The organism is Streptomyces scopuliridis (assembly GCF_042790125.1).
Classification (GTDB): domain Bacteria; phylum Actinomycetota; class Actinomycetes; order Streptomycetales; family Streptomycetaceae; genus Streptomyces; species Streptomyces scopuliridis_A.
On record NZ_JBHTZS010000003.1, the window covers coordinates 163,315 to 187,327 of the forward strand.

At 70.3% G+C, this 24,013-nt stretch carries 22 protein-coding genes and 1 pseudogene; 11 read left to right on the forward strand and 12 right to left on the reverse strand.

Translation table 11 applies throughout. From position 1 onward, the window contains the following. Positions 1-526 precede the first annotated feature (526 nt). From ACFRKB_RS05350 to ACFRKB_RS05370, 5 genes are all read right to left on the reverse strand, one after another. Positions 527-1,519: an ABC transporter substrate-binding protein gene (locus ACFRKB_RS05350; RefSeq protein ID WP_383103480.1), complete on the reverse strand. Its 993-nt coding sequence runs from the start codon at positions 1,517-1,519 to the stop codon at positions 527-529. A gap of 91 nt (positions 1,520-1,610) precedes the next feature. Beyond that, positions 1,611-2,384, reverse strand: a complete 774-nt coding sequence (locus tag ACFRKB_RS05355) for an amino acid ABC transporter ATP-binding protein (protein ID WP_383103482.1) — start codon at positions 2,382-2,384, stop codon at positions 1,611-1,613. Further along, positions 2,381-3,379, reverse strand: a complete 999-nt coding sequence (locus ACFRKB_RS05360) for an amino acid ABC transporter permease (RefSeq protein ID WP_383103484.1) — start codon at positions 3,377-3,379, stop codon at positions 2,381-2,383. Before ACFRKB_RS05360 ends, ACFRKB_RS05355 begins: the two co-directional genes overlap by 4 nt. Positions 3,380-3,394: 15 nt before the next feature. After that, the gene (locus ACFRKB_RS05365) at positions 3,395-3,925 is read right to left on the reverse strand and encodes a GNAT family N-acetyltransferase (protein WP_383103485.1); all 531 of its coding nucleotides are present in this window, start codon (positions 3,923-3,925) and stop codon (positions 3,395-3,397) included. Then, positions 3,922-5,058 (reverse strand): LLM class flavin-dependent oxidoreductase, encoded by a 1,137-nt coding sequence (locus ACFRKB_RS05370; RefSeq protein ID WP_383103487.1) that lies wholly within the window; start codon positions 5,056-5,058, stop codon positions 3,922-3,924. Before ACFRKB_RS05370 ends, ACFRKB_RS05365 begins: the two co-directional genes overlap by 4 nt. 729 nt (positions 5,059-5,787) lie before the next feature. Here ACFRKB_RS05370 and ACFRKB_RS05375 point away from each other — a divergent pair. Further along, positions 5,788-6,165: a hypothetical protein gene (locus ACFRKB_RS05375; protein ID WP_383103489.1), complete on the forward strand. Its 378-nt coding sequence runs from the start codon at positions 5,788-5,790 to the stop codon at positions 6,163-6,165. A 3-nt stretch (positions 6,166-6,168) separates the two neighbouring features. Here ACFRKB_RS05375 and ACFRKB_RS05380 read toward each other — a convergent pair whose 3' ends face one another. Next, the gene (locus ACFRKB_RS05380) at positions 6,169-6,618 is read right to left on the reverse strand and encodes a DUF5709 domain-containing protein (protein WP_383103888.1); all 450 of its coding nucleotides are present in this window, start codon (positions 6,616-6,618) and stop codon (positions 6,169-6,171) included. A gap of 65 nt (positions 6,619-6,683) precedes the next feature. After that, entirely contained in the window at positions 6,684-7,829 is a 1,146-nt protein-coding gene (locus tag ACFRKB_RS05385) for a glutathione-independent formaldehyde dehydrogenase (RefSeq protein WP_383103491.1), read from the reverse strand. A 315-nt stretch (positions 7,830-8,144) separates the two neighbouring features. Here ACFRKB_RS05385 and ACFRKB_RS05390 point away from each other — a divergent pair, with 315 nt between their 5' ends. The 5 genes from ACFRKB_RS05390 (at position 8,145) to ACFRKB_RS05410 (ending at position 16,076) form a co-directional block, all read left to right on the forward strand. Beyond that, a complete protein-coding gene (locus ACFRKB_RS05390) occupies positions 8,145-9,467 on the forward strand; it encodes an NAD(P)/FAD-dependent oxidoreductase (RefSeq protein ID WP_383103493.1) in 1,323 nt (440 codons plus the stop codon). A 67-nt stretch (positions 9,468-9,534) separates the two neighbouring features. Then, the gene (locus tag ACFRKB_RS05395) at positions 9,535-11,385 is read left to right on the forward strand and encodes a transketolase (RefSeq protein ID WP_383103889.1); all 1,851 of its coding nucleotides are present in this window, start codon (positions 9,535-9,537) and stop codon (positions 11,383-11,385) included. 328 nt (positions 11,386-11,713) lie between these two features. After that, the gene (locus ACFRKB_RS05400; protein ID WP_383103891.1) at positions 11,714-12,055 is read left to right on the forward strand and encodes a WhiB family transcriptional regulator; all 342 of its coding nucleotides are present in this window, start codon (positions 11,714-11,716) and stop codon (positions 12,053-12,055) included. A gap of 117 nt (positions 12,056-12,172) precedes the next feature. After that, positions 12,173-13,582 (forward strand): NADP-dependent succinic semialdehyde dehydrogenase, encoded by a 1,410-nt coding sequence (locus tag ACFRKB_RS05405; protein WP_383103494.1) that lies wholly within the window; start codon positions 12,173-12,175, stop codon positions 13,580-13,582. A gap of 88 nt (positions 13,583-13,670) precedes the next feature. Continuing rightward, positions 13,671-16,076, forward strand: a complete 2,406-nt coding sequence (locus ACFRKB_RS05410) for a phosphoketolase family protein (protein ID WP_383103496.1) — start codon at positions 13,671-13,673, stop codon at positions 16,074-16,076. 74 nt (positions 16,077-16,150) lie between these two features. Here the strand turns inward: ACFRKB_RS05410 and ACFRKB_RS05415 are convergent, their stop codons facing one another. Next, the gene (locus ACFRKB_RS05415; RefSeq protein ID WP_383103498.1) at positions 16,151-16,495 is read right to left on the reverse strand and encodes a tetratricopeptide repeat protein; all 345 of its coding nucleotides are present in this window, start codon (positions 16,493-16,495) and stop codon (positions 16,151-16,153) included. A 115-nt stretch (positions 16,496-16,610) separates the two neighbouring features. Here ACFRKB_RS05415 and ACFRKB_RS05420 point away from each other — a divergent pair, with 115 nt between their 5' ends. The 3 genes from ACFRKB_RS05420 (at position 16,611) to ACFRKB_RS05430 (ending at position 19,940) form a co-directional block, all read left to right on the forward strand. After that, positions 16,611-17,576 carry a pirin family protein gene (locus ACFRKB_RS05420; protein ID WP_383103500.1) on the forward strand — a complete coding sequence of 322 codons (966 nt, stop codon included), beginning with the start codon at positions 16,611-16,613 and terminating at the stop codon, positions 17,574-17,576. 321 nt (positions 17,577-17,897) lie between these two features. Next, on the forward strand, positions 17,898-18,467 hold the full coding sequence (locus tag ACFRKB_RS05425) for a hypothetical protein (protein WP_383103502.1): 570 nt from the start codon (positions 17,898-17,900) through the stop codon (positions 18,465-18,467). 78 nt (positions 18,468-18,545) lie between these two features. Continuing rightward, positions 18,546-19,940, forward strand: a complete 1,395-nt coding sequence (locus ACFRKB_RS05430; RefSeq protein WP_383103503.1) for a hypothetical protein — start codon at positions 18,546-18,548, stop codon at positions 19,938-19,940. Between the two features lie 79 nt (positions 19,941-20,019). Here ACFRKB_RS05430 and ACFRKB_RS05435 read toward each other — a convergent pair whose 3' ends face one another. After that, entirely contained in the window at positions 20,020-21,132 is a 1,113-nt protein-coding gene (locus ACFRKB_RS05435; RefSeq protein WP_383103504.1) for a hypothetical protein, read from the reverse strand. Positions 21,133-21,429: 297 nt separating this feature from the next. Here ACFRKB_RS05435 and ACFRKB_RS05440 point away from each other — a divergent pair, with 297 nt between their 5' ends. Then, positions 21,430-21,762: a hypothetical protein gene (locus ACFRKB_RS05440; RefSeq protein WP_365976989.1), complete on the forward strand. Its 333-nt coding sequence runs from the start codon at positions 21,430-21,432 to the stop codon at positions 21,760-21,762. 140 nt (positions 21,763-21,902) lie between these two features. Continuing rightward, positions 21,903-22,179, forward strand: a pseudogene (locus ACFRKB_RS38925) (transposase); the annotation flags it as partial. Between the two features lie 97 nt (positions 22,180-22,276). On the opposite strand, the gene ACFRKB_RS05445 reads toward ACFRKB_RS38925, so the two are convergent. From ACFRKB_RS05445 to ACFRKB_RS05455, 3 genes are all read right to left on the reverse strand, one after another. Continuing rightward, entirely contained in the window at positions 22,277-22,591 is a 315-nt protein-coding gene (locus ACFRKB_RS05445; protein ID WP_383103506.1) for a hypothetical protein, read from the reverse strand. Between the two features lie 41 nt (positions 22,592-22,632). Then, on the reverse strand, positions 22,633-23,046 hold the full coding sequence (locus tag ACFRKB_RS05450) for a pyridoxamine 5'-phosphate oxidase family protein (RefSeq protein ID WP_383103892.1): 414 nt from the start codon (positions 23,044-23,046) through the stop codon (positions 22,633-22,635). A gap of 83 nt (positions 23,047-23,129) precedes the next feature. Continuing rightward, positions 23,130-23,966: an NAD(P)H-binding protein gene (locus tag ACFRKB_RS05455; RefSeq protein WP_383103507.1), complete on the reverse strand. Its 837-nt coding sequence runs from the start codon at positions 23,964-23,966 to the stop codon at positions 23,130-23,132. Positions 23,967-24,013: the final 47 nt, after the last annotated feature.

Below are 24,013 nucleotides of genomic sequence, written 5' to 3' on the forward strand. Positions count from 1 at the left end.
CAGAGTCACACGCCGGACGAAAGCGCCGAATTTCCCGGCGGGCGTGGCGATCTCGCCGTCGACGGACTCGGGCTGCGGCGCGCTGGGCACGGGCACCTGCACGAAACGGCCGAAGCGGGCCGGGACGATCTGCGCCGGCTCCGGATAGCTGCCGGTATCGGGGTTCACGGGCAGCACACGACGCCATACGTCGGGTGTCGCGGACATCCGCCCCCACTCCCGCCCGACCAGTTGCAGCATCGTGGACTGTTGGGCGTCGAGCTTCGGCACGGAGAGAGGCGCGCGGGAGGCGTCGCCCTGGTCCTGGTCCTGACCGCCTCGGCCCTCGTCTCCCTGGGGTCCCTGGGTATCCGTCACATCCGCGAGTCTCTTCGGCGGACCGCGCCACCGGCCCCACCCGCGCCGCACGACACACGGCCGGGGACGGCGACAACCCGTTCGGAGGTACGGCCCGGCGCGGCCACACGGCGCGCACCGGGCCCCGCTCGCGGTGGGGGAGAGCCGGACCGGCCAAGAGCCGATCCGGCTACGGGACGGTCTTCGGCAGCCCCTCGGGGTTGAGTTCGGACGAGGGAACGGCCTCGTTCGCCAGTCCCCACCGCTCCAGGACCTTCCGGTACGTCCCGTTCTCGATGACGGTGTCGATCGCCTGCCGGAACGGCTCGATCAGACCGTTGCCCTTCTTGGTGGTGGCCGCGATCTTGCCCTGGACCTCGTCCCCCGCCCCCGAGAACGTTCCGATGATCTCGGTCTGGCCGGTGGAGGCGGAGTGGTACGCGGCGACCGGGTTCGGGCCGAGATACGCGTCGAGACGGCCGGAACCGAGCGCCAGATAGTAGTCGCTGGAGTTCTGGTAGATCTTGATCTCGGTGGGCTTCAGACCCTTCTTCACGTTCGCCTTGCTCCAGTCGACGAGCAGCTTCTCCTGGTTGGTGCCCGAGCCGACCCCGATCGTCCGGCCCGCCACGTCCGCCGGGCCCTTCACCCGCCAGCCGGTGCCCTTCCTGGCCTCGAACGCGATGTTGTCCAGCCGGTAGGTCGCGAAGTCGTATTTTTCCTTGCGCTCCTCGGTGACCGTGATGTTGCTGAGGCCGAGGTCGTACTTGCCGCTGTCGAGACCGACGAAGATGTTCGCCCAGTCGACGGTGTTGTAGTGCGGCTTCAGCCCGAGCACATCCGCGACCAGCGAGGCGAGATCCGGCTCCACCCCGATCACGGTCTTGTCGTCGGTGGCGTAGAAACCGAGCGGGGGCACGGAACCCGCCGCGTTGACGACCTCAAGGGTGCCCCGCTCACGGATCTCGGCCGGGACGAGCGCCGCGATGGAATCCACCTCGGGCGTGGTGATCCGCTTCTGGTCGGGGCCCAGATTGATCTGGAGCCCCTTCCGGCCGCCGTCCTGGGGCGCCACCTTGTCGGTGCTGCCGTCGGCGGAGTTGCCGCAGGCGGTGAGGGAGAACGCGGTGACGAGGCCGAGCAGGGCGGCGGTGATACGGAGGGGACGGCGACGCGGTGGCACGGAGAGCTCCTCGGCAGGTGTCGGAACACGGAAGGACGGACGGAAGGACAGACGGGAGGGACGGACGACTGAACGGAGAAGGGGCCGAACGTCACAGGACCTTGGACAGGAACGCCTGGGTACGCGCGTGCCGCGGGCGGTCGAGCACCTCCGCCGGAGGACCCTGCTCGACGATCACTCCGTCGTCCATGAAGACGACGGTGTCGGCGACCTCGCGGGCGAAGCCGATCTCATGGGTGACGACGATCATGGTGGTGCCGGTACGGGCCAGATCCTTGATGACATCGAGGACTTCACCCACCAGCTCGGGGTCGAGCGCGGAGGTCGGCTCGTCGAAGAGCAGCACCTTCGGTTCCAGCGCGAGGGCGCGCGCGATGGCCACGCGCTGCTGCTGGCCGCCGGAGAGCTGACGCGGATAGGCGTCGGCCCTGTCCGCGAGGCCCACCCGCTCCAGCAGCCGTCCGGCCTGCTCCACGGCGGCCTTGCGGGACCGGCGCAGCGCCGAGACCGGAGCCTCGATGATGTTCTCCACCACCGTGAGATGCGGGAACAGATTGAAGTTCTGGAAGACGAAACCGATGTGCCGACGCTGTTTCAGCACCTCCCGTTCCTTGAGCTCGTGCAGTGTGGAGCCGACGCGGCGATAGCCGATCAGCTCGCCGTCGATGCTGATATATCCACGGTTCAGCTTTTCGAGATGGTTGATGCCGCGCAGCAGCGTCGACTTCCCGGAGCCCGACGGGCCGAGGACGACGGTGACTTCGCCGGTGCGGACCTGGAGATCGACCCCGCGCAGTACTTCGAGCGCGCCGAAGTTCTTGTGGACACCGCGCACATCGACCATCAGGCCGCTGTCGGTGCTCATTTCTGGATACCTCCGGTGGCGGCAGCGGCCCGCATCCCGCGGGTGAAGGCCCGGACCCGCTGGAGCGGTGTGGGCGGGGGCGTACGATCGGCGCCCCGCGCGAAGTGCCGCTCCACGTAGTACTGGACGATGGTCAGCAGGGTGGTCAGCAGGATGTACCAGGCGGTCGCGACCATCAGCAGCGGTACGACCCGCCCGTTGCGGCCGTAGATCACCTGCACCTGGTAGAACAGCTCACCGATCGCCATCACCGAGACGATCGAGGTGCCCTTGAAGAGGGAGATGACCTCGTTGGCGGCGTTGGGCAGGATGCCGCGCATCGCCTGCGGCAGCAGGATGCGGCGCAGCTGCCGCAGCCGGGGGATGCCCAGGGCGGCCGCGGCCTCCAGCTGCCCGGCGTCGACCGAGATGATCCCGCCGCGCACGATCTCCGCGGCGTACGCGGCCTGATGCAGCGCGAGCCCGATGACAGCGGCCGACAGCGCGCTGACCAGGTTCATCGTGTCGAAGCTCCACAGGACAGGACCGAAGGGGATACCGATCCCCAACTCCTTGTAGAGATAGGCGAGATTGAACCAGAACAGCAGCTGCACGATGAGCGGGATCGAACGGAAGGCCCAGATATAGGTCCATGCCACCGTCTGGAGGATGACGCTCCTGCTCAGCCGCATGAAGGCGAGCACGACGCCGAGCGCGAAGCCGAGCACCGTGCCGTACGCGGTGAGCTGGAGCGTCACCCACACGGCCTTCAGCACGGTGTCGGCGGAGAGATAGCGGAAGAACGTGTCCCAGTCCCAGCCCGGATTGGTGACCAGACCGTGGCCGAACTGGGCGACCACGACGAGCGCGGCCACGCCCGCCACCCAGCGCCAGTAGTGACGCGCGGGGACGACCTTCAGCGTGGCGAGATCCTCCCGGTCCGGGACCGGCCTGTGCGGTGGTACGAGGCGGCCGGGCGGCGGCGTGGCTTTCGCGGCGCCGGTTGCGGTGTCCATAGTGGCTCCTGCCGGCTACTTCTTCTCGGGCGGACTGATCCGGGACTCCTCGGGAGTGCCGGAGAGGTACTTCTCGAAGGGGAGCGGACCGATGGTCTCCGGATCGGCCCCGGTATCGAACAGAGGGGTGTAACCGGCCGTCAGATACAGCCCCCTGGCCTCCGGCTGGCGCGGCCCGGTGGTGAGGTGGACGCGGCGGTAGCCCCGTACGGCGGCGATCCGCTCCAGCTCCGCGACGACCCGTATCGCCAGCCCGCGCCGCCGGTGCGCGGAGTGGGTCCAGATCCGCTTCAGCTCGGCCGTGGTGGCGTCGTACCGGCGGAACGCCCCGCCGGAGACCGGCACTCCGTGCTCCAGCAACAGCAGCAGGACCCCGTGCGGCGGGTCGAACTCCTCGGCGGGGTAGCGGGCCAGCTCGCCGTGCGCGTCCTTGCCGTAGCGGGTGGAGTACTCGTGCCCCAGCTCGCGCAGCATCGGCAGCACGAGTGGATCGGATACGGAGGTCGACAGCCAGGCCAGACCGCCGGGTTCGGCGACGGAGGTCATCGGCCGGCCTCGACCAGGGGCCGCGGAGCACGGGCCGCGCGCTCCGCGTCGCGCTTGGCGACCTCTTCGCGGACCAGCGGGATGACATGGCGGCCGAAGTCGATCGCGTCGCCGAGCAGGTCGTAGCCGCGGGCGGAGATGATGTCGACCCCGAGGTCGTAGTAGTCGAGCAGCGCCCGCGCGACCGTCTCCGGCGTACCCACCAGGGCGTTGGAGTTGCCCGCGCCTCCGGTGGCCGCGGCGGTCGGGGTCCACAGCGCCCGGTCGTAGCGTTCACCCGACCGCGCGATCGAGATCAGCCGCTGCGAGCCGGTGTTCTCCGGCTCGCCCCGCCGGTGCCGGCGCACCACGCCCGGCTCGCCGCTCTCCTTGCGGGCCTTGATCGCGTCGACGGTCCGGTGCGCCTTCTCCCAGGCCAGTTCCTCCGTAGGGGCGATGATCGGCCGGAAGGCCACCTGGATACGGGGCGGGGTCGTACGGCCCGCCGCACGCGCGGCGGCCTTCACCGCCTCGATCTGCTCGGCGGTCTTCTCCAGCGGCTCGCCCCAGAGCGCGTAGATGTCCGCCTCGGCGCCACCGGCCGCGTACGCGGCGGCGGAGGAACCGCCGAACGAGACACCGGGCCTGGGCCGCTGGACGGGGAAGACATCACTGACGAAGTCATGGAACCGGTAGTGCTCGCCCTCGTGGTCGAAGGGCTCGTGCGAGGTCCAGATCCGCTTGACGATCTCGATGTACTCACGGGTGCGCGAGTAGCGCTCGTCCTTGGTGAGTGTGTCGCCCTCGCGCCGCTGTTCGTGGTCGCTGCCGCCGGTGATGAAGTGCACCGTCAGCCGTCCGTCGCTGATCCGGTCGAGCGTGGCGAACGTCTTGGCGGCGAAGGTGGGATACGAGACATTCGGCCGGTGCGCGAGCAGGATCTGGAGCCTGTCCAGCCGGGAGGCGACGTACGCGGCGGCCGGAGCGGGGTCGGGCGAGCCGGAACCGTACGCGAACAGCACCCGGTCCCAGCCGTGGTCCTCATGGGCGCGGGCCAGCTTGAGTGTGTATTCCTTGTCAAACGCCGCGCCGGAGCGGGGACTTGTTTCCGACCCGTTGTGGGTGGCTGCTATGCCGAGGAACTCCACAGGCATGACGGACCTTTCGTACGGGGAGAGGGGTGTGCGTCGGCGTCAGGGCATGCCGAGGAAGACCTCGGGCGGCCCGTGGAACCCGCGGACACGGGGGACCGCCGGCGGTACGGGGCAGCCGGGCGGGAGGGGGTAGGCGTGATGACGAGAGTGGCGCCTCAAGAGTGGCGCCTCAGGGAGAAAGCGGCAGCGAACGCCCGGTGAAACAAAGGAACTCGGCCCGCGACGGGGTCACCGAAAGGACGGGGTCACCGAGGGAGGGACGGGCCGGTCAGGCGGCCCGCTGCCGGGTCAGGCGCGACAAGAGGCGGACCACACCCGACCGAAGTCTATGTGGCCGCGGATGACCAACGGCAGCTGCTTCTGCATGAAGCCAATTGAGCACGGGACGTCGAGTGAAGTCAACAGGCTCTCGCTCTGTGAGCGGCGAGCGCGCTCCGGCGGCCTTGACAGTCCGGCGCCACTGCGCCCGGGGGAGGACGGCGAGTGTGAAGGAGTGCCCGGCCGGATCCGAGTAGACGCTGGGAGCTCTCGGGCCGCGGCCGGCTCGCGGCTGACCGGTTATGTGGGTGCGTCCACCCGCTCTCCCCGGCGGCACGCGGCCCGTCGGCGGCACGCGGCGCGTGCCGGAGGGCGCGTCCTGTTGACCGCTTCCGCTCGCACACTCCGGGTGCCGGGGGGAGTCTGGAGATGGATCGGTTCGGAGCGGCGACGGAGAGAGGAAGGATCCACGTGAAAGGTGCGGACCAGCCCGCGGCGGACGTCGTAGTGGCTCTCACTGGCGACGAGAAGGAAGACGCGCGCGTGGTGTTCGGCGCGCTCCGTACGGCCTTCGCCTGCGACCGCGCGGCGGACGATGTTCCGAAGGTGGTGGTCGAGGGCCGTCCGACCGTGTGGATCGCCACGTTCAACGTGTCCGAGGTACGCGCGGAGCCCCGCCCCGCCCGGCTGCGGGCGCCCGTGGCGGCCACCCTCCAGGGCGGCTACACCGCGGTGGACAGCCTCCGTAAGAGCCTCGCCTCCGCGTTCACCGTCCGTATGGTCGGTACGGCCTCCGGCGACCAGGAGGAGGAAGTCCAGCTGCGCCTGGAGAACCGCGAGAACCGGTAGGTCTCACTCCCACTCGTCCGGCTCGGCGACAAGATGCACCGCGGCCTCCTCCGCCGAAGCCGCCGCGCCGTCGACGCCGACATCGCGGGCGATCATGTCCTTCTCGGCGTCCTCGTGAGCGCCCTCGTCGGGAGCCACCAGCCGGCCCGAGCGGCCGTTGCCGACCTCGTCGTCCAGCCGCTCGCCCTCGCCGTACGGCAGGTCCCCGATGCCGTCGCCGTCGAAGACGCCCTGGTCGGGGATCTCCTCCGCGAGCCGCTGGTCGAGTGTTTCCCCCGCCCGCTGCTCGGCCGCCGTCGTACCGACATGTTCGACACCGAGCGGACGCTCGGGAGGCGACCAGCCCTCGTCGAACGGGTCCGAGCCGCGGTCGATGAGGGTGTCCTCGGGATCGAGGATGCCCTCGTCCTCGCCGATCTCGGAGCCGTCGGGCTGATAGACCTCGTCGCCCATCGACTCACCGTTGTCGCCGCTCACGTCCCTCACCTCGCCTCCGTGCGCCCGGCCGGCGGCCGTCCTCAGGCCGCCGGGTGGAGGAGGACCTTGGTCCAGCCGTCGTCGCGGGCGTCGAAGTGCCGGTACCCGGAAGGGGCCTCGGCAAGCGGGAGTTCATGCGAGACGATCCAGGACGGACGCGCCCTGCCCTGCTCGATGAGCCCGCACAACTGCCGGTTGTACGCCTTGACATTGCACTGCCCCGTGCCCATGGTCTGGCCCTTGAACCAGTGCAGGCCGTAGTCGAACGCGACCTCGCCGTCCTGGTAGAGGCTGTCGGGACTGTTCGGGTCCTGCGGGACGAACACACCGACCACACCGATGCCGCCGGTGAACCTGACGGAGTGCACCAGGTTGTTGAGTGTGGTGTTGGGGTGTTCCACCCCCTCGGTGTCATGGGCCTGATAGCCCACGCACTCACAGCCGCGGTCCGCGCCCGCGCCGTTGGTCAGGTCATTGACCCGGTCGACCGCCGAGCCCCTGGAGTCGTCGATGGGGATGGCGCCGATCTGTTCCGCCAGCGCCAGCCGGTCCGGATGGCGGTCGACGACCATGACCTTCCCCGCGCCCTTCAGATTCGCCGACAGCGCGGCCATCAGACCCACCGGTCCCGCCCCGTAGATCACGATCGATTCGCCCGGCCGCAGACCGGCGAGTTCGGTGGCGTGCCAGCCGGTGGGGAAGACATCGGAGAGCATGACGTAGTCGCTCTGCTTCTCCCGGGCCTCTTCCGGCAGGACCAGACAGTTGTGGTCGCCGTACGGCACCCGCAGCAGTTCGGCCTGGCCGCCGTTGTGCGGACCCATGCCGGCGAAGCCGTAGGCGGCCCCGGCCATCCGCGGGTCCGGGTTGGTGCTCAGACAGTACGCCGTCTTCCCCGCCTCGCAGTTGCGGCAGAATCCGCAGGAGATGTTGAACGGGAGACAGACCAGGTCGCCGACACGCACCCGGTCGATACCCTCCCCGACGGCGATCACCTCACCCATGTTCTCGTGACCCAGGACGCGGCCGGTCTCCATGTCGGTGCGGCCCTCGTACATATGGAGGTCCGAGCCACAGATATTGGCGGTCGTGACCCTTACGAGGACATCGGTGGGACGCTCGATACGGGCGTCCGGCACATTCTTGACCTTGACGTCCCGCGTGCCGTCGTACACGAGAGCTTTCATGGCGCATTCCCTTGCCTTCCGGCGTGCTCTGGCCGCCTTCCGGCACCGGCCCCGGCCTCGGCCGTCACAGCCGGTGAGACCGTCGGGAGCACGCGAGTGGTCGGGGCAGTTCCGTCTCGGCGTCCTGCCCGGGATCGGCTCATCCGCTCCGTCCACCTTCCCACCAATCACCGACGTGTCAAACGGCAGGTGAGCCCCCCTGCGACAGGGTGCGGGGACCGCCTTCGGGCGATCCCCCGTGTTTGTCACCGCTGTCGTCGGGCACGTGACCAAACGAACCCGTACGACCCGAAATGTAACCCTCCGGAGTCGAACGTGAGCCGAGAACGCATTGTCATCGTCGGAGCGGGGTTCGCCGGTTACCAGGCCGCCCGTACCCTCTCCCACCGGGTCAGGGGCGCGGCCGAGATCGTGCTGCTGAACCCCACCGACTACTTCCTCTACCTCCCGCTCCTGCCCCAGGTGGCCGCCGGCATCCTGGAGGCGCGCCGGGTGACGGTCTCCATCCCGGGCACGCTGCCACGGGTACGGCTCGTGCTCGGCGAGGCCGACCATGTCGACCTGGAGGCGCGCAGCGTCAGCTACACCGGACCGGAGGGCGACCGGGGCGAGCTGCGGTACGACCGGCTCATCCTCGCCGTGGGCAGCGTCAACAAGCTGCTGCCGGTCCCCGGAGTGGCGGAGTACGCGCACGGCTTCCGGGGGCTGCCGGAAGCGCTCTATCTGCGCGATCACATCACCCGCCAGATAGAGCTGGCCGCCGTCACCGGTGACCACGCGGAGGGCGCCGCGCGCGCCACCTTCGTCGTGGTCGGCGCCGGCTACACCGGCACCGAAGTCGCCGCCCAGGGCAAGCTCTTCACCGACGCGCTGGTCCGTAAACAGCCCGCGTGGCACCGGACGGACAAACCCCGCTGGCTGCTCCTCGACATCGCCCCACGCGTCCTGCCGGAGCTGGACCACAGGCTGTCGGACACCGCGCAGCGGGTGCTGCGCGAACGCGGTGTGGACGTCCGTACGGGCACCTCCGTCAAGGAGGCGCGACAGACCGGGATCACGCTGGACAACGGTGAGTTCATCGAGACCCACACCCTTGTCTGGTGTGTGGGTGTACGGCCCGACCCGCTGGTCACCGATCTCGGACTGCCCGTCGAGCACGGCCGGCTGCGGGTGGACCCGCAGCTCACCGTGGTCGGCCACCCCGAGGTGTTCGCCTGTGGCGACGCCGCGGCCGTACCGGATCTCACCAGGCCGGGACACTTCACCCCGATGACGGCTCAGCACGCGAGCAGGCAGGGCAAGGTGGCGGGCCGCAATGTGGCCGCCTCCCTCGGATACGGGGAGCGGCAGACCTACAAACACAACGACTTGGGATTCGTCGTGGACCTCGGCGGAGTCAAGGCGGCGGCCAACCCGCTCGGCGTGCCGCTGTCGGGGCCGCTCGCCGGGGCCGTCACACGCGGCTACCACCTGGCGTCCATGCCGGGGAACCGGGTGCGGGTCGCGGCCGACTGGATGCTCGACGCGGTACTGCCGCGGCAGGCCGTCCAGCTCGGACTGGTCCGCTCGTGGACGGTGCCGCTCGACTCCTCCTCGCCGGAACTGGCGAGGGTTCCCGGCGCACCCCGTAAGGAGTGACATGAACAGCCGACGCGCGAACAGCCAGCACCCGCACAGCAGGCGCCCGAAAGCCCGGCCCCACCATCTGAACACCGAACAACTCACCGAACTGGGACAGCAGTTGAGGGTGGACTCGGTACGCGTCGCCGACGCGGCCGGGTCGGGCCATCCCACCTCCTCGATGTCCGCCGCCGACCTCATGGCGGCGCTCCTCGCCAACCATCTGCACTACGACTTCGACCGGCCGGACCATCCGGGCAACGACCGGCTGATCTTCTCCAAGGGCCATGCCTCGCCGCTGCTGTACTCGATGTATCTGGCGGCCGGCGCCGTGGACGAGAAGGAGTTCCTCACCTACCGCACCCTCGGCAGCCGGCTCGAAGGCCATCCGACCCCGCGGCTGCCCTGGGTCGATGTCGCCACCGGATCGCTGGGCCAGGGTCTGCCCGTCGGCGTCGGCATGGCGCTCGCCGGCCAGCGGCTCGGCCACACTCCGTACCACGTCTGGGTGTTGTCCGGCGACAGTGAGATGGCCGAGGGCTCCGTATGGGAGGCGATCGAGCACGCCGGGGACCAGCATCTCGACTCGCTGACGCTCGTCATCGACGTCAACCGGCTCGGTCAGCGCGGACCCACCCGCCATCAGCGGGATCTGGACGCGTACGGCCGCAGGCTACGCGCCTTCGACTGGCACACCATCGAGATCGACGGCCATGACCTCGATGCCGTCGACGCCGCCTTCAGCGAGGCCCAATCAACCTTCCGCAAGCCGACCGCGATCATCGCGGGTACCCGTAAGGGCCGTGGCGTCGCCTCCGTCGAGGACCGCGAGGGCATGCACGGCAAGCCGCTGCCCGACGCGGAGAGCGCCATCGAGGAGCTGGGCGGCCGGCGCTCCATCCGGGTGTCGGTGGCGAAGCCCGCCGAGCCCGAGACCCACCCACGTCGCGCGGGACGGCGCGGCACCATCACGCTGCCGCACTACGACGTCGGCGACTCGGTCGCCACCCGTGATGCCTACGGCAGGGCGCTCGCGGCCCTCGGCACGGCCCGCGAGGATGTCGTGGTACTGGACGGCGAGGTCAGCGACTCCACCCGCTCCGAGTTCTTCGCCAAGGAGCACCCCGAGCGGTTCTTCGAGTGCTACATCGCCGAACAGCAGATGATCGCCGCCGCCGTCGGCATGCAGGCGCTGGGACATGTCCCGTACGCGTCGACCTTCGCGGCCTTCCTGACCCGCGCGCACGACTTCCTGCGGATGGCGTCCGTCAGCCGGGCGTCGATCAATGTCGTGGGCTCGCACGCGGGCGTCTCGATCGGCCAGGACGGTCCGTCCCAGATGGGCCTGGAGGACCTGGCGATGTTCCGTGCCATCCACGGCAGTACGGTGCTCCACCCCTGCGACGCCAACCAGGCGGCGCGGCTCGTGGCGGCGATGCACGAACTGCCGGGCGTCTGCTACCTGCGTACGCTCCGGGGCGCGACCCCGGTGATCTACGGGCCCGACGAGCGGTTCCCCGTCGGCGGCAGCAAGGTGCTGCGCCGCTCGGACGCGGACCGGGTGACCCTGATCGGCGCCGGAGTCACGGTCCATGAGTGCCTGAAGGCGGCGGATCTGCTGGCCGCGGAGGGCTTCCCCGTACGGGTCGTCGACCTGTACTCGGTCAAGCCCGTCGACGAACAGACTCTCCAGGCCGCGGCCGACGAGACCGGCTGCCTGGTCACCGTCGAGGACCACCACCCGCAGGGCGGCATCGGGGACGCTGTGGCCGAGGTGTTCTCGGACGGCCGTCCCGCGCCGAAGCGGCTCGTACGGCTCGCGGTGGGGAACATGCCGGGCTCGGCGACGCCGGCGGAGCAGCCCCGGGCGGCGGGCATCGACGCGGACTCGATCGCGGCGGGGCTGCGGCTGCTGGTGGAACAGACCCTCCGCTGAACAGCGCACTCACGGGAACACACGGCGCGGACACACACGAGAACCGGACACACACGAGAACCGGACACACACGCCGAAGAAGGGGAAGAGGGAAGACGGTATGAGCCCCCATCCAGGATCGCGGCCCGCACCGGCCGTGACACACCGGCCGACGGAGCGCGAAGGACGCATACGTACCTGCGTTCCGGCGCGGGTCACCCCGCGCGAGCGCCGGGCCAGAGCCCGCCATGGGCGACAGGAGACGGCCGATCAGGAGTGGAACGTAGTGCGTGGAGAGGACTGAATGACAGTGCGGCTGACCACAGCCCGACTGAATACCGGCCTGGACGTGGCGGCGGGCCAGGACGCGGACACCTGGGAGTGGCTGCGGCACGCGGCCTGCACCGGTGCCGACCCGGAGCTGTTCTTCCCCGTGGGGGACTCGGGACCTGCCGTGGAGCAGGCGGAGCGCGCCAAGAAGGTGTGCCACGGCTGCCCGGTGGAGAGCCAGTGCCTCGAATGGGCGCTGGCCACCGGCCGCACCTCCGGGGTCTGGGGCGGTACGGACGAGGAGGAGCGCCGTCGGCTGCGGCGCCGCGCGGACCGGCGCGGGGCCCCGGACGGACCCCTGGACGGACCCCCGGCGCGCCCCCGCCGGTCCACCGCGCCGGGGCGGCAGCGGCGCCCGTGAACCGGGCCCACGTCCCACGTGGTCCGGGCCCCCCGCCCGCGTCCCGTGTTGCGGGGCCGGGCGGGGCACGGGAGGGTCGGACTGCCGAATCGAGGCGAATCGAGGAGGAATCGCCCCATGCCCATCGCGACGGTGAATCCCGCCAGCGGAGAGACGCTCAAGACCTTCGACGCGCTGGGAGCCGAGGAGATCGAGAGCCGGATCGCGTCCGCCGACCGGGCGTTCCGGCAGTATCGGCTCACCGGATTCGACGAACGCGCGCGACTGCTGAACCGCGCTGCCGGCCTGCTGGAACGGGACGCGCCGGAGATCGCCCGGACCATGACCACCGAGATGGGCAAACCGGTCGTGGCGGCCCGCGCGGAGGCGCTGAAGTGTGTGAAGGCGATGCGCTGGTACGCGGAGCGCGCCGAGGAACTGCTCGCGGACGAACACCCCGCGGACGCGGACGTACGGGACGCGGGCGCCTCCCGGGCGAGCGTCCACTACCGGCCGCTGGGCGTGGTCCTCGCGGTGATGCCGTGGAACTTCCCCCTCTGGCAGGTCGTACGGTTCGCCGCGCCCGCTCTGATGGCCGGCAACGTGGGGCTGCTCAAGCACGCCTCTAACGTCCCGCAGACCGCCCTGTACCTGGAGGACCTGTTCAGCAGGGCCGGATTCCCGGCCGGCTGCTTCCAGACGCTGCTGGTGGGCTCCAGCGCCGTCGAGAACATCCTGCGCGACCCCCGGGTGGCCGCCGCGACGCTGACCGGCAGCGAACCGGCCGGCCGGTCGGTCGCGGCGATCGCGTCCGACGAGGTCAAGAAGACCGTTCTGGAGCTGGGCGGCAGCGATCCGTATGTGGTCATGGCCTCGGCGGACATCGAACGGGCGGCGCGTACGGCGGTCACGGCCCGCGTGCAGAACAACGGCCAGTCCTGTATCGCCGCCAAACGCTTCATCGTGCACGAGGACGTCTACGACGCCTTCGCCGAGCGGTTCACCGCCGGAATGCGTGATCTGACGGTCGGCGACCCGATGGACGAGTCCACGGACGTGGGGCCGCTCTCCAGCGAGCGTGGCCGCGCCGACCTGGAGCGGCTGGTCGACGACGCGCTGAGCCGGGGCGCGACCGCGCTGTGCGGCGGACAGCGGCCCAAGGAGCATGAGCGGGGCTGGTATTACGCGCCCACCGTGCTCGCCGGCATCACCCCCGCCATGCGGATCCACCGCGAGGAGACATTCGGTCCGGTCGCCACGCTCTACCGGGTCTCCGGGCTGGACGAGGCGGTGGCGGTCGCCAACGACTCGCCCTTCGGGCTGAGTTCCAATGTCTGGACGCGTGACGAGGGAGAGGTGCGCCGCTTCGTACGGGACCTGGAGGCGGGCGGCGTCTTCTTCAACGGGATGACGGCCTCGCATCCCGCCCTCCCCTTCGGCGGTGCGAAGCGCTCCGGGTACGGGCGTGAGCTGTCGGCGCACGGCATCCGGGAGTTCTGCAACATCACCACGGTGTGGCACGGGGCGGAACCGGACGACGGTTCCTAGACCCGGTCACACCACAAGGGCCACGGCTCTCGACCATGCCGGCCGGGATCACGACGGGGGCCAGGGCCGGGACCAGCAGGGAGACGGTATGCGCAAGGCGACCACGACCACCGCGGGGGCATCGGCCGGGCTCACCGATACGGAACTCGCCGCCCTCGACGCCCACTGGCGTGCCGCCAACTATCTCACCGTCGGCCAGATCTATCTGATGGCCAACCCGCTGCTCCAGGAACCGCTGGCGCCCGAGCACATCAAGCCCCGCCTGCTCGGCCACTGGGGAACCTCACCCGGTCTGAACCTGGTGCACACCCATCTCAACCGGGTGATCAAGGCCCGGGATCTCGACGCGCTGTGCGTCTGGGGGCCGGGACACGGCGGCCCCGCCGTACTCGCCAACTCCTGGCTGGACGGCACGTACGCGGAGACCTATCCGGATGTGGGCCGCGACCGGGCGGGCATGGAACGGCTCTTCCGGCAGTTCTCCTTCCCCGGCGGGGTCCCCAGCCATGTCGCCCCCGAGACACCGGGCTCGATCCACGAGGGCGGTGAACTGGGCTACTCGCTCGCGCACGCCTACGGAGCCGCGCTGGACAACCCCGAACTGCTGGTCGCCTGTGTGATCGGTGACGGAGAGGCGGAGACGGGGCCGCTCGCCGCGTCCTGGCACTCGAACAAGTTCCTCGACCCGGTCCATGACGGCGCGGTCCTGCCGGTCCTGCATCTCAACGGCTACAAGATCGCCAACCCGACCGTGCTCGCCCGGCTGCCGGAGAGCGAACTCGACTCCCTGCTGCGCGGCTACGGCCATGAGCCCCTCCATGTCAGCGGCGAGGAGCCGCGGGCCGTCCACCGCGCCATGGCCGCGGCCATGGACCGTGCCCTGGACCGTATCGCCCAGATCCAGCGGGACGCCCGCGAGGGCCGGACCACCGACCGGCCGTACTGGCCCATGATCGTGCTGCGTACGCCCAAGGGCTGGACCGGCCCCCACGAGGTCGACGGACTGCCCGTCGAGGGGACCTGGCGCGCGCATCAGGTCCCGCTGAGCGGCGTACAGGACAACCCCGAGCATCTGCGCATGCTCCAGGCGTGGCTGCGCTCCTACCGTCCCGAGGAACTCTTCGACGCGATGGGCACGCCCGACCCCGCCGTCCTCGACTGCGTACCGGCGGGAACGCGCAGGCTCGGCGCCAATCCGCACGCCAACGGCGGTCTGCTGCTGAAGGATCTGCCGGTCCCGCCGCTGGAGCGGCACGCCGTACGGGTCGACAAGCCCGGCACCATCCTGCACGAACCCACCCGGGTGCTGGGCTCGTTGCTGGAATCCGTCATGGAAGCCTCCTCCGGACGGCGTGACTTCCGGGTCTTCGGCGCCGACGAGACCGCGTCCAACCGGCTGGACGCGCTGTACGAGGCCACGGGCAAGGCATGGCAGGCCGCGACGCTCGACACGGACGAGCATCTCGCGCCCGACGGCCGGGTGATGGAAGTGCTCTCCGAGCATCTGTGCCAGGGGTGGCTGGAGGGCTATCTCCTCACGGGCCGGCACGGTCTCTTCTCCAGCTACGAGGCGTTCACCCATATCGTCGACTCCATGGTCAACCAGCACATCAAATGGCTGAGGACCTCGCGGCGGCTGCACTGGCGCCGCCCCATCGCCTCCCTCAACTACCTGCTCACCTCGCACGTCTGGCGCCAGGACCACAACGGCTTCTCCCACCAGGACCCCGGCTTCGTCGACCACATCCTGAACAAGAGCCCCGAGGTCGTACGGGTCTATCTGCCGCCGGACGCCAACACCCTGCTCTCCGTGGCCGACCATGTGCTGCGCAGCCGCGACTACGTCAATGTGATCGTCGCCGGCAAACAGCCGAGCTTCGACTGGCTCACGCTCGACGAGGCACGCGCCCACTGCGCCCGGGGCGCGGGGGTCTGGCAGTGGGCCGGTACGGAGAGCGCCTCCAAGACCAGCTACCGCGAGCCGGACGCCGTCCTGGCCTGCGCGGGGGATGTGCCCACCCAGGAGACACTGGCCGCCGCCGGCCTGCTGCGGCGGTATCTGCCCGAGCTGGTCGTGCGCGTGATCAATGTCGTCGACATGGCGCGGCTGCTGCCCCATGACGAACACCCGCACGGGATGACGGACTCCGAGTACGACGCCCTGTTCACCACCGACAAGCCGGTGATCTTCGCGTACCACGGCTATCCCTGGCTGATCCACCGGCTCGCCTACCGCCGCCGGGGGCACGAGAACCTCCATGTCCGCGGCTACCGGGAGGAAGGGACGACCACGACCCCGTTCGACATGGTCGTCCGCAACGACCTCGACCGGTACCGGCTGGTCATGGATGTGATCGACCGGGTGCCGGGGCTGGGGGTACGGGCGGTCGCCGTACGCCAGACGATGGCGGACGTACGCGCCCGCCACCACACCTGGATCCGCGCGCACGGCACGGACCTGCCGGAGGTCGCCGACTGGACATGGACGGGCTGAGCCCGGCTCCACCGGACGGCGGAGCCGGGCTCGTCACCACATGAGCGCCTCTGTCGTACGAGCGCCACTACGGCCTACGGCGTGAACTCGCCGCTCAGCGCGGCGGCCATCCGCAGCTGCGGCGCGGCCTCCTCGGCCCGGCCCTGCCGCTCCAGCGTGCGGCCCAGCATCAGCCGGGCGTAGTGCTCCACCGGGTCGCGCTCCAGGACGGTGCGCAGCTCGGCCTCGGCCTTCGCCAGCCGCGCCGAGTGGTAGTAGGCGCGCGCGAGCAGCAGCCGCGGGGCGACCTGCTCCGGGACCTCGTCCACCAGCCCGGTGAGGATACGGGCGGCGGTGACGTACTCCTTGGCGTCGAAGAACAGCCGCGCCCGGTCCCAGCGCTCGGCGGCCGTTCCGTACTCGTAGTACGTGGTCTCCACGTGCCCTCCTTCATCGGCTTCGTACACCGTGAACACCGTAAGATGGTTGAACATTCCACTATCGATTTCGTGTGGGTACTGCCCGACCGGGCACCACGGGAATAGGTTGTCCGCCATGAGCAATCTTGATCGTCAGGCATCCGTCAACGTCTGCGGCGGTCGCGGCTTTGTCGTCGCCGAACCCGTACGTGAGTTGCTGAGCCCGCGCCGGGTCCAGCTGGGGGAGTCCACGGAGGTCCGCCGGCTGCTGCCCAACCTGGGCCGCCGCATGGTGGGTGCCTGGGCTTTTGTTGATCACTACGGGCCGGACGACATCGCCGACGAGCCCGGCATGCAGGTGCCGCCCCATCCGCACATGGGGCTCCAGACCGTCAGCTGGCTGCACGACGGCGAGGTGCTGCACCGCGACAGCCTGGGCAGCCTCCAGACGGTGCGCCCGCGCGAACTGGGACTGATGACATCGGGCCGGGCGATCTCCCACTCCGAGGAGAGCCCGCGCTCACACGCCCGCTTCCTGCACGGCGCCCAGCTCTGGGTCGCGCTCCCGGACGCCCACCGCGAGGTCACCCCGCACTTCCAGCACCACGCCGACCTGCCCGTCGTCACCGCCCCCGGCCTGATCGCGACCGTCATCCTCGGCACCCTCGACGGCGCCGTCTCGCCCGGCACCACCTACAGCCCGCTCGTAGGCGCCGACCTCGCCCTCGCCCGCGGCACCGATACCCGGCTGCCGCTCGACCCCGACTTCGAGTACGCGGTACTGGCGATGTCGGGCGAGGCCGAGGTCGACGGCGTACCCGTACTGCCCGGATCCATGCTCTACCTCGGCTGCGGCCGCACGGAACTCCCCCTGCGCGCCGAGTCCGACGCCGGCCTGATGCTCCTCGGCGGCGAGCCCTTCGAGGAGGAGATCGTCATGTGGTGGAACTTCATCGGCCGTTCGCACGAGGAGATCGAGGAGGCGCGGAGGGGCTGGATGGACGGCTCCCGCTTCGGCGAGGTACGAGGCTACGACGGCGCCCCCCTGCCCGCCCCCGAACTCCCGCCGGTGGCCCTGAAACCGCGGGGCCGGGTGCGCTGACCTGTCGGCGGCCGTCGCAGGATATGCCCACGACTGCGTGATCACCTTGTTCAGGGCGTCGTTTCGGGGCGGAGGGTGATGGTGGCGGGTGCCCGTGTCGCCCGTACCTGGCAGGGGCCGAAAGACGCTGTGTGGGTCCGGACGGCGACCCGCGCACACCGGGGCGGGTCTCCCCGACGTTGGGGCCACCCGTGGGAGTTGTCCCGCTAGTGGCCCAAGATCCACAGCGGCCGGATGGCAGAGCCGCCCGGGGTGCCGGAACCTGTCGCCGCGGGCCCGGCGTCCCGGCCTGCCACAGAGCCCCCTGACAGAAGGAGTCCCATGCGTGTCCTGTACGCGCGGCTGCTGCCGGTCCTGGCAGTGTTCGCGGCTGTGGCGGGCCTGGTCACCCTGGGTTTCGGACAGCCCTCCTCCGCCGCCTCCAGTCCCGCCGTCCCCGAGCCGTACGGCGCCGAGGTCCGCGCGGCGGCCGCCCCCACCCCTCCCGTACCGGCCCCCGAGGCGCCGGCGCCCGGGAAGCCGTCGCCTCCCTCCGTGCCCTCGACGAACCCCGTGCCCGTGCCGCCCCCGAGCGCGGACCCCTGCCAGTCGGTCAACGGGATCCCGGCGAGCACCGCCTGTTCCGGCGTGGCACAGAACCAGGCGGCCAACGACAAGTGCCAGGTGGAGAACTTTCACAACTGCGCCCGGCCGATCACCGGCCAGGCACAGGAGACCTGGCAGCAGAACCAGGGCGCCCACGCCCAGGCGCAGCAGGAGTTCCACGCCGTTCAGCGGGACCAGTCCGCCGCGAGCGGCACCGCGGAGCTGTGCCATTCCTCCTCCGGGATGCGGGATCGGCTGACCGACTCGAATGTGATCGTTCCCCCCTCCGAGTGGTGGGCCTGCTGATCAGTCCGCCGGGCCCGGCACCTCGTACCGCCGGGCCCCTCCAGACCACAGCCCAGTGCTCCAGACAAGGAGATGTCCGTGTCACGACGCCTCGCGCGCCGCTGCATGACCGCCCTGCTCGGCGGCTCCCTCGTACTCGCCGCCCCGCCCCTGCCGGCCGCCGCGGCCGAGGAGGTCGCCGCGCCCATCGAGAACCCCGACGCCGCGGTGCCCGAGCTGACGACCGCGGCACCCGCGGCAAAGGCTCCCGACCGGTGGACGGGGGTGCAGGTCCAGCACTTCCCCAAGACACTCGCGGGCCACCCCGACGGGCTCCAGGCGGTCTCCCTGAACTCTGCGGGACCGGGCACCCTGACGACCCGGCTGTGGCGGGTCCAGAAGGGCTCGAAGGTCACTGTGACCTGGGACGACAGTTCCAGCACCCACGCCGACTGCAAGCAGAACGAGGTCGGCGACGGGCAGCGCTACGAGGTGGTCGCACCCGGGCCGTCGGCCGGCTCCGCCGTGCCCGAGCAGTTCACCACCAAGGGCACCGACAAGGGCAGAGCGGCCTGGCAGTCGGGCCGTTCGTACTCCTTCACGGCCGAGGAGAACAACCCGAAGATCACCTTCGCCTCGAAGCAGCCCGACAAGGCGTCCAAGTGCGGCCCGCTGCTGACCCGTTTCCGCGCCCAGCAGGAGCCCGCGCCCGTACCGTACAAGGACAAGAAGCCCCAGCTTCCGATGCCCGAGGCGTACAAGAACCATGAGGCGGTCCCGCCCAAGGACGTCGTGACGGCGTGCAACTCCGCCGACGCCTGCCGCTTCGAGAAGGACGAGCGCTACTCCTTCCAGTACTACGACCGGCCGCGCATGGTGGGCCAGGCGTACATCAACTGCACCCGCAACGCCGTCACCGACGAACGTCAGGTGGAGTGGCAGGAGTACCCCTACGACAATCTCACCCAGTACTTCGTGGCGGTGGAGAAGAAGCCGCTCAATCCTCGGCAGCCGCTCAACGAAAGCCTCAAGGAGATCGCCGTGCAGATCGGCGGTGGTTTCACCCGGGCCGACGGCAACCCGCTGGAGATGGCCACCACCAATCCCCTGCTGTGGAACCGCAAGGAACAGCGCAAGCTCGCCGTCACCGTCCAGCCCGGTGAGGTCAGCTGGGTCGAGGTGCAGCCGGCCCGGGAGCGGCTCACCGGCACCCTGGTGAAGACCCCGGATCTGCGCCTCGACGTCACCGCGGATGTCGCGTCGGGTGCCTTCGGTGACCGCTTCTACCAGCGGACCGGACCGCTCAGCCAGGTCGAGCTGGCCCGCTGCGCCGACTCCCGCTACAACGCGCGGACCCCGGACGAGACGATCGGCGCCCCGACCCTGCGCGCCGGGATCCCGGTGACCGGACTGCTCCCGGTGGCCGCGCGTGCCTCGGACGCCGGGACCCGGGTCCGGCCGGTCACCCCGGTCGAGGAGTCCCGGACCCACTGACAAGGGTCGTGCGCCGAGCACGGTGCAGGGCGGCCGGATCTGATCCGGCCGCCCTGCACCTCGTGTCGCGGGGGACGGATCAGCCGACTCGCCGCCAGGTCGTCCGGTTCGGCTCCAGGACATAGCGGCCGGTGGGCGTGCCGGTTCGGGGCGCCGGGGCGGCCCGGTGGAGGCTGCGGCGCTCCCCGTCGGGCTGGCCGGCCTCGGCCCCCTTGGGCCGCAGGGTCTGGCACTTGTCAGGGTTGGTGAAGGTCTGTGCCACCACGGTGCTGGAGTTCACCGTGGAGGGGACGTCCACGGCCACATTCCTGACCAGCTTGCCCGTGCCGTCCACCACGAGGTCCCCGACGACGCGGGTCATCGCGTTCAGCGCACCGAACTGCAACTCGTCGTTGGCCTTGATGGTGAACGCCACCTCGGTCGTCTCGGTGTTGGTCATGCTCCAGGTGCGGTTCCAGGTGCCCTTGAACGCCGCGGTGAAGGCACCCTTCAGCGCGAGATGGATGTTGCTCTTGGCGGCCACGGTGGTGCTGCCCGTCTCCGTCATCTGATCGGTGTTGGTGACCTGGTGCTCGGCGGTGACGCTGTCCTTGGCCGTGCCCTCGACCTTGGTCTCCTGGTTGGGGCCCTTGTCCTTGGGGGCGGTGTGATTCGTCGTGCCGGCCGTGGCGGTGGTCTCTTTGGTCTCGCTGGCCTTGTCGCTCTCCTGGTGCGTCTGCTGCGCCGAGACCGTAGCCGTGCCCGAACCGCTGACCTCGTTGTCGGTCGCCACCTCCCCCTCAATGGTGCCGCTGCCGGAGATCTCCCCGCCGATGTTGTCGGCGCTGCTGGACTCCAGCGTCACCGTGCGCTTGACGGTCATCGGTTCACTGGTGCAGTTGACGGCGCCGTTGGCCACGGAGTGCACCACGCTGGTGTATTCACGGGAGCGCTTCGGATCGAGCCGGAACGAGCAACTGTGTCTCCCGGGCCGGCCGCACAGCTGCGTCACCTCCGACACCGCCCCGAGCGCCCGCTCCCCATCGAAGGCCCGAGCCCTGGGCACAGGGCCGGGAGGGCCGCCGCCGTCCCGCGCGGTGGCCACCGCGGGCGCCGCGAGGGACAGGGTGAGGACGGACAGCGCGGGAAGGACCAGCGCTGTATGGCGGACCAGTTGCCCCCGGGCGGGGTGAGGCGGTGCGGGGTGGACCATGGAAGTCTCCTTGTCATCGCACGGGCCGGGGCAGCTGTCCTGACGGCACATCACACCGGTCGCGGGCAGACGTCACCGCGGGCCTGGTGCCCGTGGCGGTATCTCCATCGTCCGTGGCCCTTGCGTGCGTTGCGACCGCTGCTCCCGCCGAATACGCCGATCTGCCCTGCTGGTACGGCATACAGGTGGCGGGGTGGACAGGACGGACGTCGTCCCTCGGGTACCGGGCGGGCCCGTGCCACAGTGGCCCCGATCTGTGGCGCCGGGCGTCACGCCTTCAGCACAAGGAGTTGGAGTATGGCCAAGAAGAAGACCCGACTGCGGGTCAGGAACACGAACGGACACGTCAAGAACGCGACGGCCAGAATCGTCGCCACCCTTCACAGCGTTCCCGATGGCGAGCCGCTCGAAGGCGAGGACATCGAGTTCTACACGGGCGACGGCGACGACTCCCTCGGTTCTGCACGGACCAATGACCGTGGTGAGGCGGAGCTCAACGCCGGCAACAACTACCTTCAGCCGCTGAAGTGGGGCAGGGCGCTGGAGGGTGGCCTCAGCGCCGAGTACTTCGGCAGCGCCGAGTATCAATCCCACCCCAGGGTGAGGGTGACGATGGAACCGGGCGCCTGAACGAGGCGATCGTGCCCGCGGTGATCGCGACGGCGGCCTCGATGAGGTTGTAGGTGGTGGCAGCGACCACCAACCGTATGCGGCGGGTGTGCACCGTGACCGCACGTGCAGCCGAGACCTGAGACCGCCGCCTCGACGACCTGTTCACCGGCATCGGGCACCGCTTCGGGTGCGTCGAGCCACGCCGCCGTACGCGCGACCATGTCCGCGGCCTGCTCGCTCCAGTGGCCCGCAAGAACAGCCGGCAACTGGCCGAGCAGGCCGACCACACCACCCCCGACGGCCTGCGGCACCTGCTCTCGCGCGCCGCTGGGACGCGGACGAATCCGTGACGACCTGCGGACCTACGTCGCCGGGCAACTCGGCCGCGAGGACGGTGTGCTGATCATCGACGACACCGGGTGTGCGCCACGAGGCGCTGGTGCGCCGTGAGGGAAGGCAGGCCGCGGCAGGCCGGGGGGCGAGCGCGGGTCTCAGGTTGTAGCTGCCCGTCTCAGCTCGGCAGGCCGCAGTGTCAGCCTCTTGACCGCCTTGTCAGGACGGAGGCGACTTCTTCGGTTTCGCCTCGGGCGGTCTTGAGGAGCAGTCCGACGATGTCGTCCCAGGAGGCGAGGGTCGCGTCCACCGGTTCCGGCTGACTGGATTCGACGTTCTGCCAGCGCACGAACTTGTCCGGGAAGACGCTCAGCGACCATCCGGACTCGTGCTGCAGTGAGACATCCGGGTGTTCCTCGTCCGCGTTGCTGAGTTCGTTGAGGATTTCGCGGATCCGGGCCTCGTTGGGCTCGTCGAACTCTTCACCCATGGTGTCGTACATGAAGTAGGTCACGGTCAGGCTCTCCGGTTGGGCGGTGCGCCGTTGGGGATGGTCTACGGTCGATTCAGGTAGCGGCTCACGGTCTCCGGGTGGATGACGAGCCGCACCTGGTCCTCTGCCAGCATCCCGGCGAGGGCGTCGGCGCGCGTCGGGTCGTCGAGGTCCCAGTAGCGGGCTGCCAGGCGGGCGCACAGCTCGTGTGCTCCGTCGGGTTCCACCGTGGTGTGCCCGGCGACCGACAGCCAGCGCTCGCGTTCACCGACCGGGGCGGCGACAACGATCGAGGCGCGGGGGTCGCGGCGCAGGTGCCGGACCTTGAGTGTGTCCGGGCCCGTGAACAGCTGGATCGTGCCCCCGGCGGTGGCCTCGAACCACACCGGCCGGGGCTGTGGCGGGAGCGGCCCGCCGGCCACGGACAGGAGGCCGTGCAGGGGGCGTTGGAGGAATGCGAGGTCCTGGGCGGTCAGTGAACCGGTACCACGGGGCGTGCTCCCCGTTGGCGCGGCGCTTCGACCAGGCCCGCGTCCCGCGGGCCGGAGCTGACGGGCGGTCATCGGTGCCACGCCCCGGCGGTGGCGGCCCGTACGACGTAGTCCTCGAAGGTCCGGGGCGCCCGTCCCAGCACGGTGGCGAGGTCCTCCGTCGTCGTGGCGAGCAGCCCGCGTTCCATCAGCACGAACATCTCGGCGACATGCGCGGCGTCGTCCTCGCTCAGGCCGTCCTCGACCAGCGTCGCGGCGTACTGGGCGGGGGAGAGCCGCCGGTAGGTGAGGGGCCGCCCGGACGCGCGGGCGATCAGCTCGACGGCCTCCCCGAACGTCAGCGCCCGCGGCCCCGTCAGCTCGTAGACCCGTCCGGCGTGCCGGCCGGCCTCGGTCAGCACCGCGGTCGCGGCGTCGGCGATGTCCTCGACGTCGACGAACGGCTCGGGAACCTCTCCGGCCGGGAGCGCCAGCTCCCCGGCGGCCAGCGGGGCGTGGAAGACGTCCTCGTCGAAGTTCTGGGCGAAGTTCGACGCCCGCAGGACGGTCCACTCCAGCGCCGAGCCGCGCACGGCGTCCTCGGCCGACCGCATGTCCAGCCCGAACGTGGAGTCGCCCCAGGTGTCGGCGCCGCGCCCGGAGAGCAGGACCAGCCGCCGCACTCCGGCAGCCTCGGCCCGGGCCACGAACTCGTGTGCCGGGCCCGGCACACCCGGGGGCACCACATAGACGACGGCGACACCCCGCAGGGCCTCGTCCCAACCACCGGGGTCGGACCAGTCGAACCGGGTCGGGCTCGACCGGGAGGCGGTACGCACCGGCGTGCCGCGCAGCCGCAGCCGGGCGGCGACCCGCCGGCCGGTTTTACCTGTCGCGCCGAGAACAAGAGTGATGGCGTTGCTCATGACGCCGATTGAACACGGCCGGATCGGACGATCCCATAGGCCAGAAG

Excerpts from the sequence above, each read along its gene's own strand:
- ACFRKB_RS05355 (WP_383103482.1), bottom strand. The coding sequence starts at position 2,384 with ATGAGCACCGACAGCGGCCTGATGGTCGATGTGCGCGGTGTCCACAAG.
- ACFRKB_RS05360 (WP_383103484.1), bottom strand. The coding sequence starts at position 3,379 with ATGGACACCGCAACCGGCGCCGCGAAAGCCACGCCGCCGCCCGGCCGC.
- ACFRKB_RS05365 (WP_383103485.1), bottom strand. The coding sequence starts at position 3,925 with ATGACCTCCGTCGCCGAACCCGGCGGTCTGGCCTGGCTGTCGACCTCC.
- ACFRKB_RS05370 (WP_383103487.1), bottom strand. The coding sequence starts at position 5,058 with ATGCCTGTGGAGTTCCTCGGCATAGCAGCCACCCACAACGGGTCGGAA.
- ACFRKB_RS05380 (WP_383103888.1), bottom strand. The coding sequence starts at position 6,618 with ATGGGCGACGAGGTCTATCAGCCCGACGGCTCCGAGATCGGCGAGGAC.
- ACFRKB_RS05385 (WP_383103491.1), bottom strand. The coding sequence starts at position 7,829 with ATGAAAGCTCTCGTGTACGACGGCACGCGGGACGTCAAGGTCAAGAAT.
- ACFRKB_RS05405 (WP_383103494.1), top strand. The coding sequence starts at position 12,173 with ATGCCCATCGCGACGGTGAATCCCGCCAGCGGAGAGACGCTCAAGACC.
- ACFRKB_RS05410 (WP_383103496.1), top strand. The coding sequence starts at position 13,671 with ATGCGCAAGGCGACCACGACCACCGCGGGGGCATCGGCCGGGCTCACC.
- ACFRKB_RS05420 (WP_383103500.1), top strand. The coding sequence starts at position 16,611 with ATGAGCAATCTTGATCGTCAGGCATCCGTCAACGTCTGCGGCGGTCGC.
- ACFRKB_RS05425 (WP_383103502.1), top strand. The coding sequence starts at position 17,898 with ATGCGTGTCCTGTACGCGCGGCTGCTGCCGGTCCTGGCAGTGTTCGCG.
- ACFRKB_RS05435 (WP_383103504.1), bottom strand. The coding sequence starts at position 21,132 with ATGGTCCACCCCGCACCGCCTCACCCCGCCCGGGGGCAACTGGTCCGC.
- ACFRKB_RS05440 (WP_365976989.1), top strand. The coding sequence starts at position 21,430 with ATGGCCAAGAAGAAGACCCGACTGCGGGTCAGGAACACGAACGGACAC.
- ACFRKB_RS05455 (WP_383103507.1), bottom strand. The coding sequence starts at position 23,966 with ATGAGCAACGCCATCACTCTTGTTCTCGGCGCGACAGGTAAAACCGGC.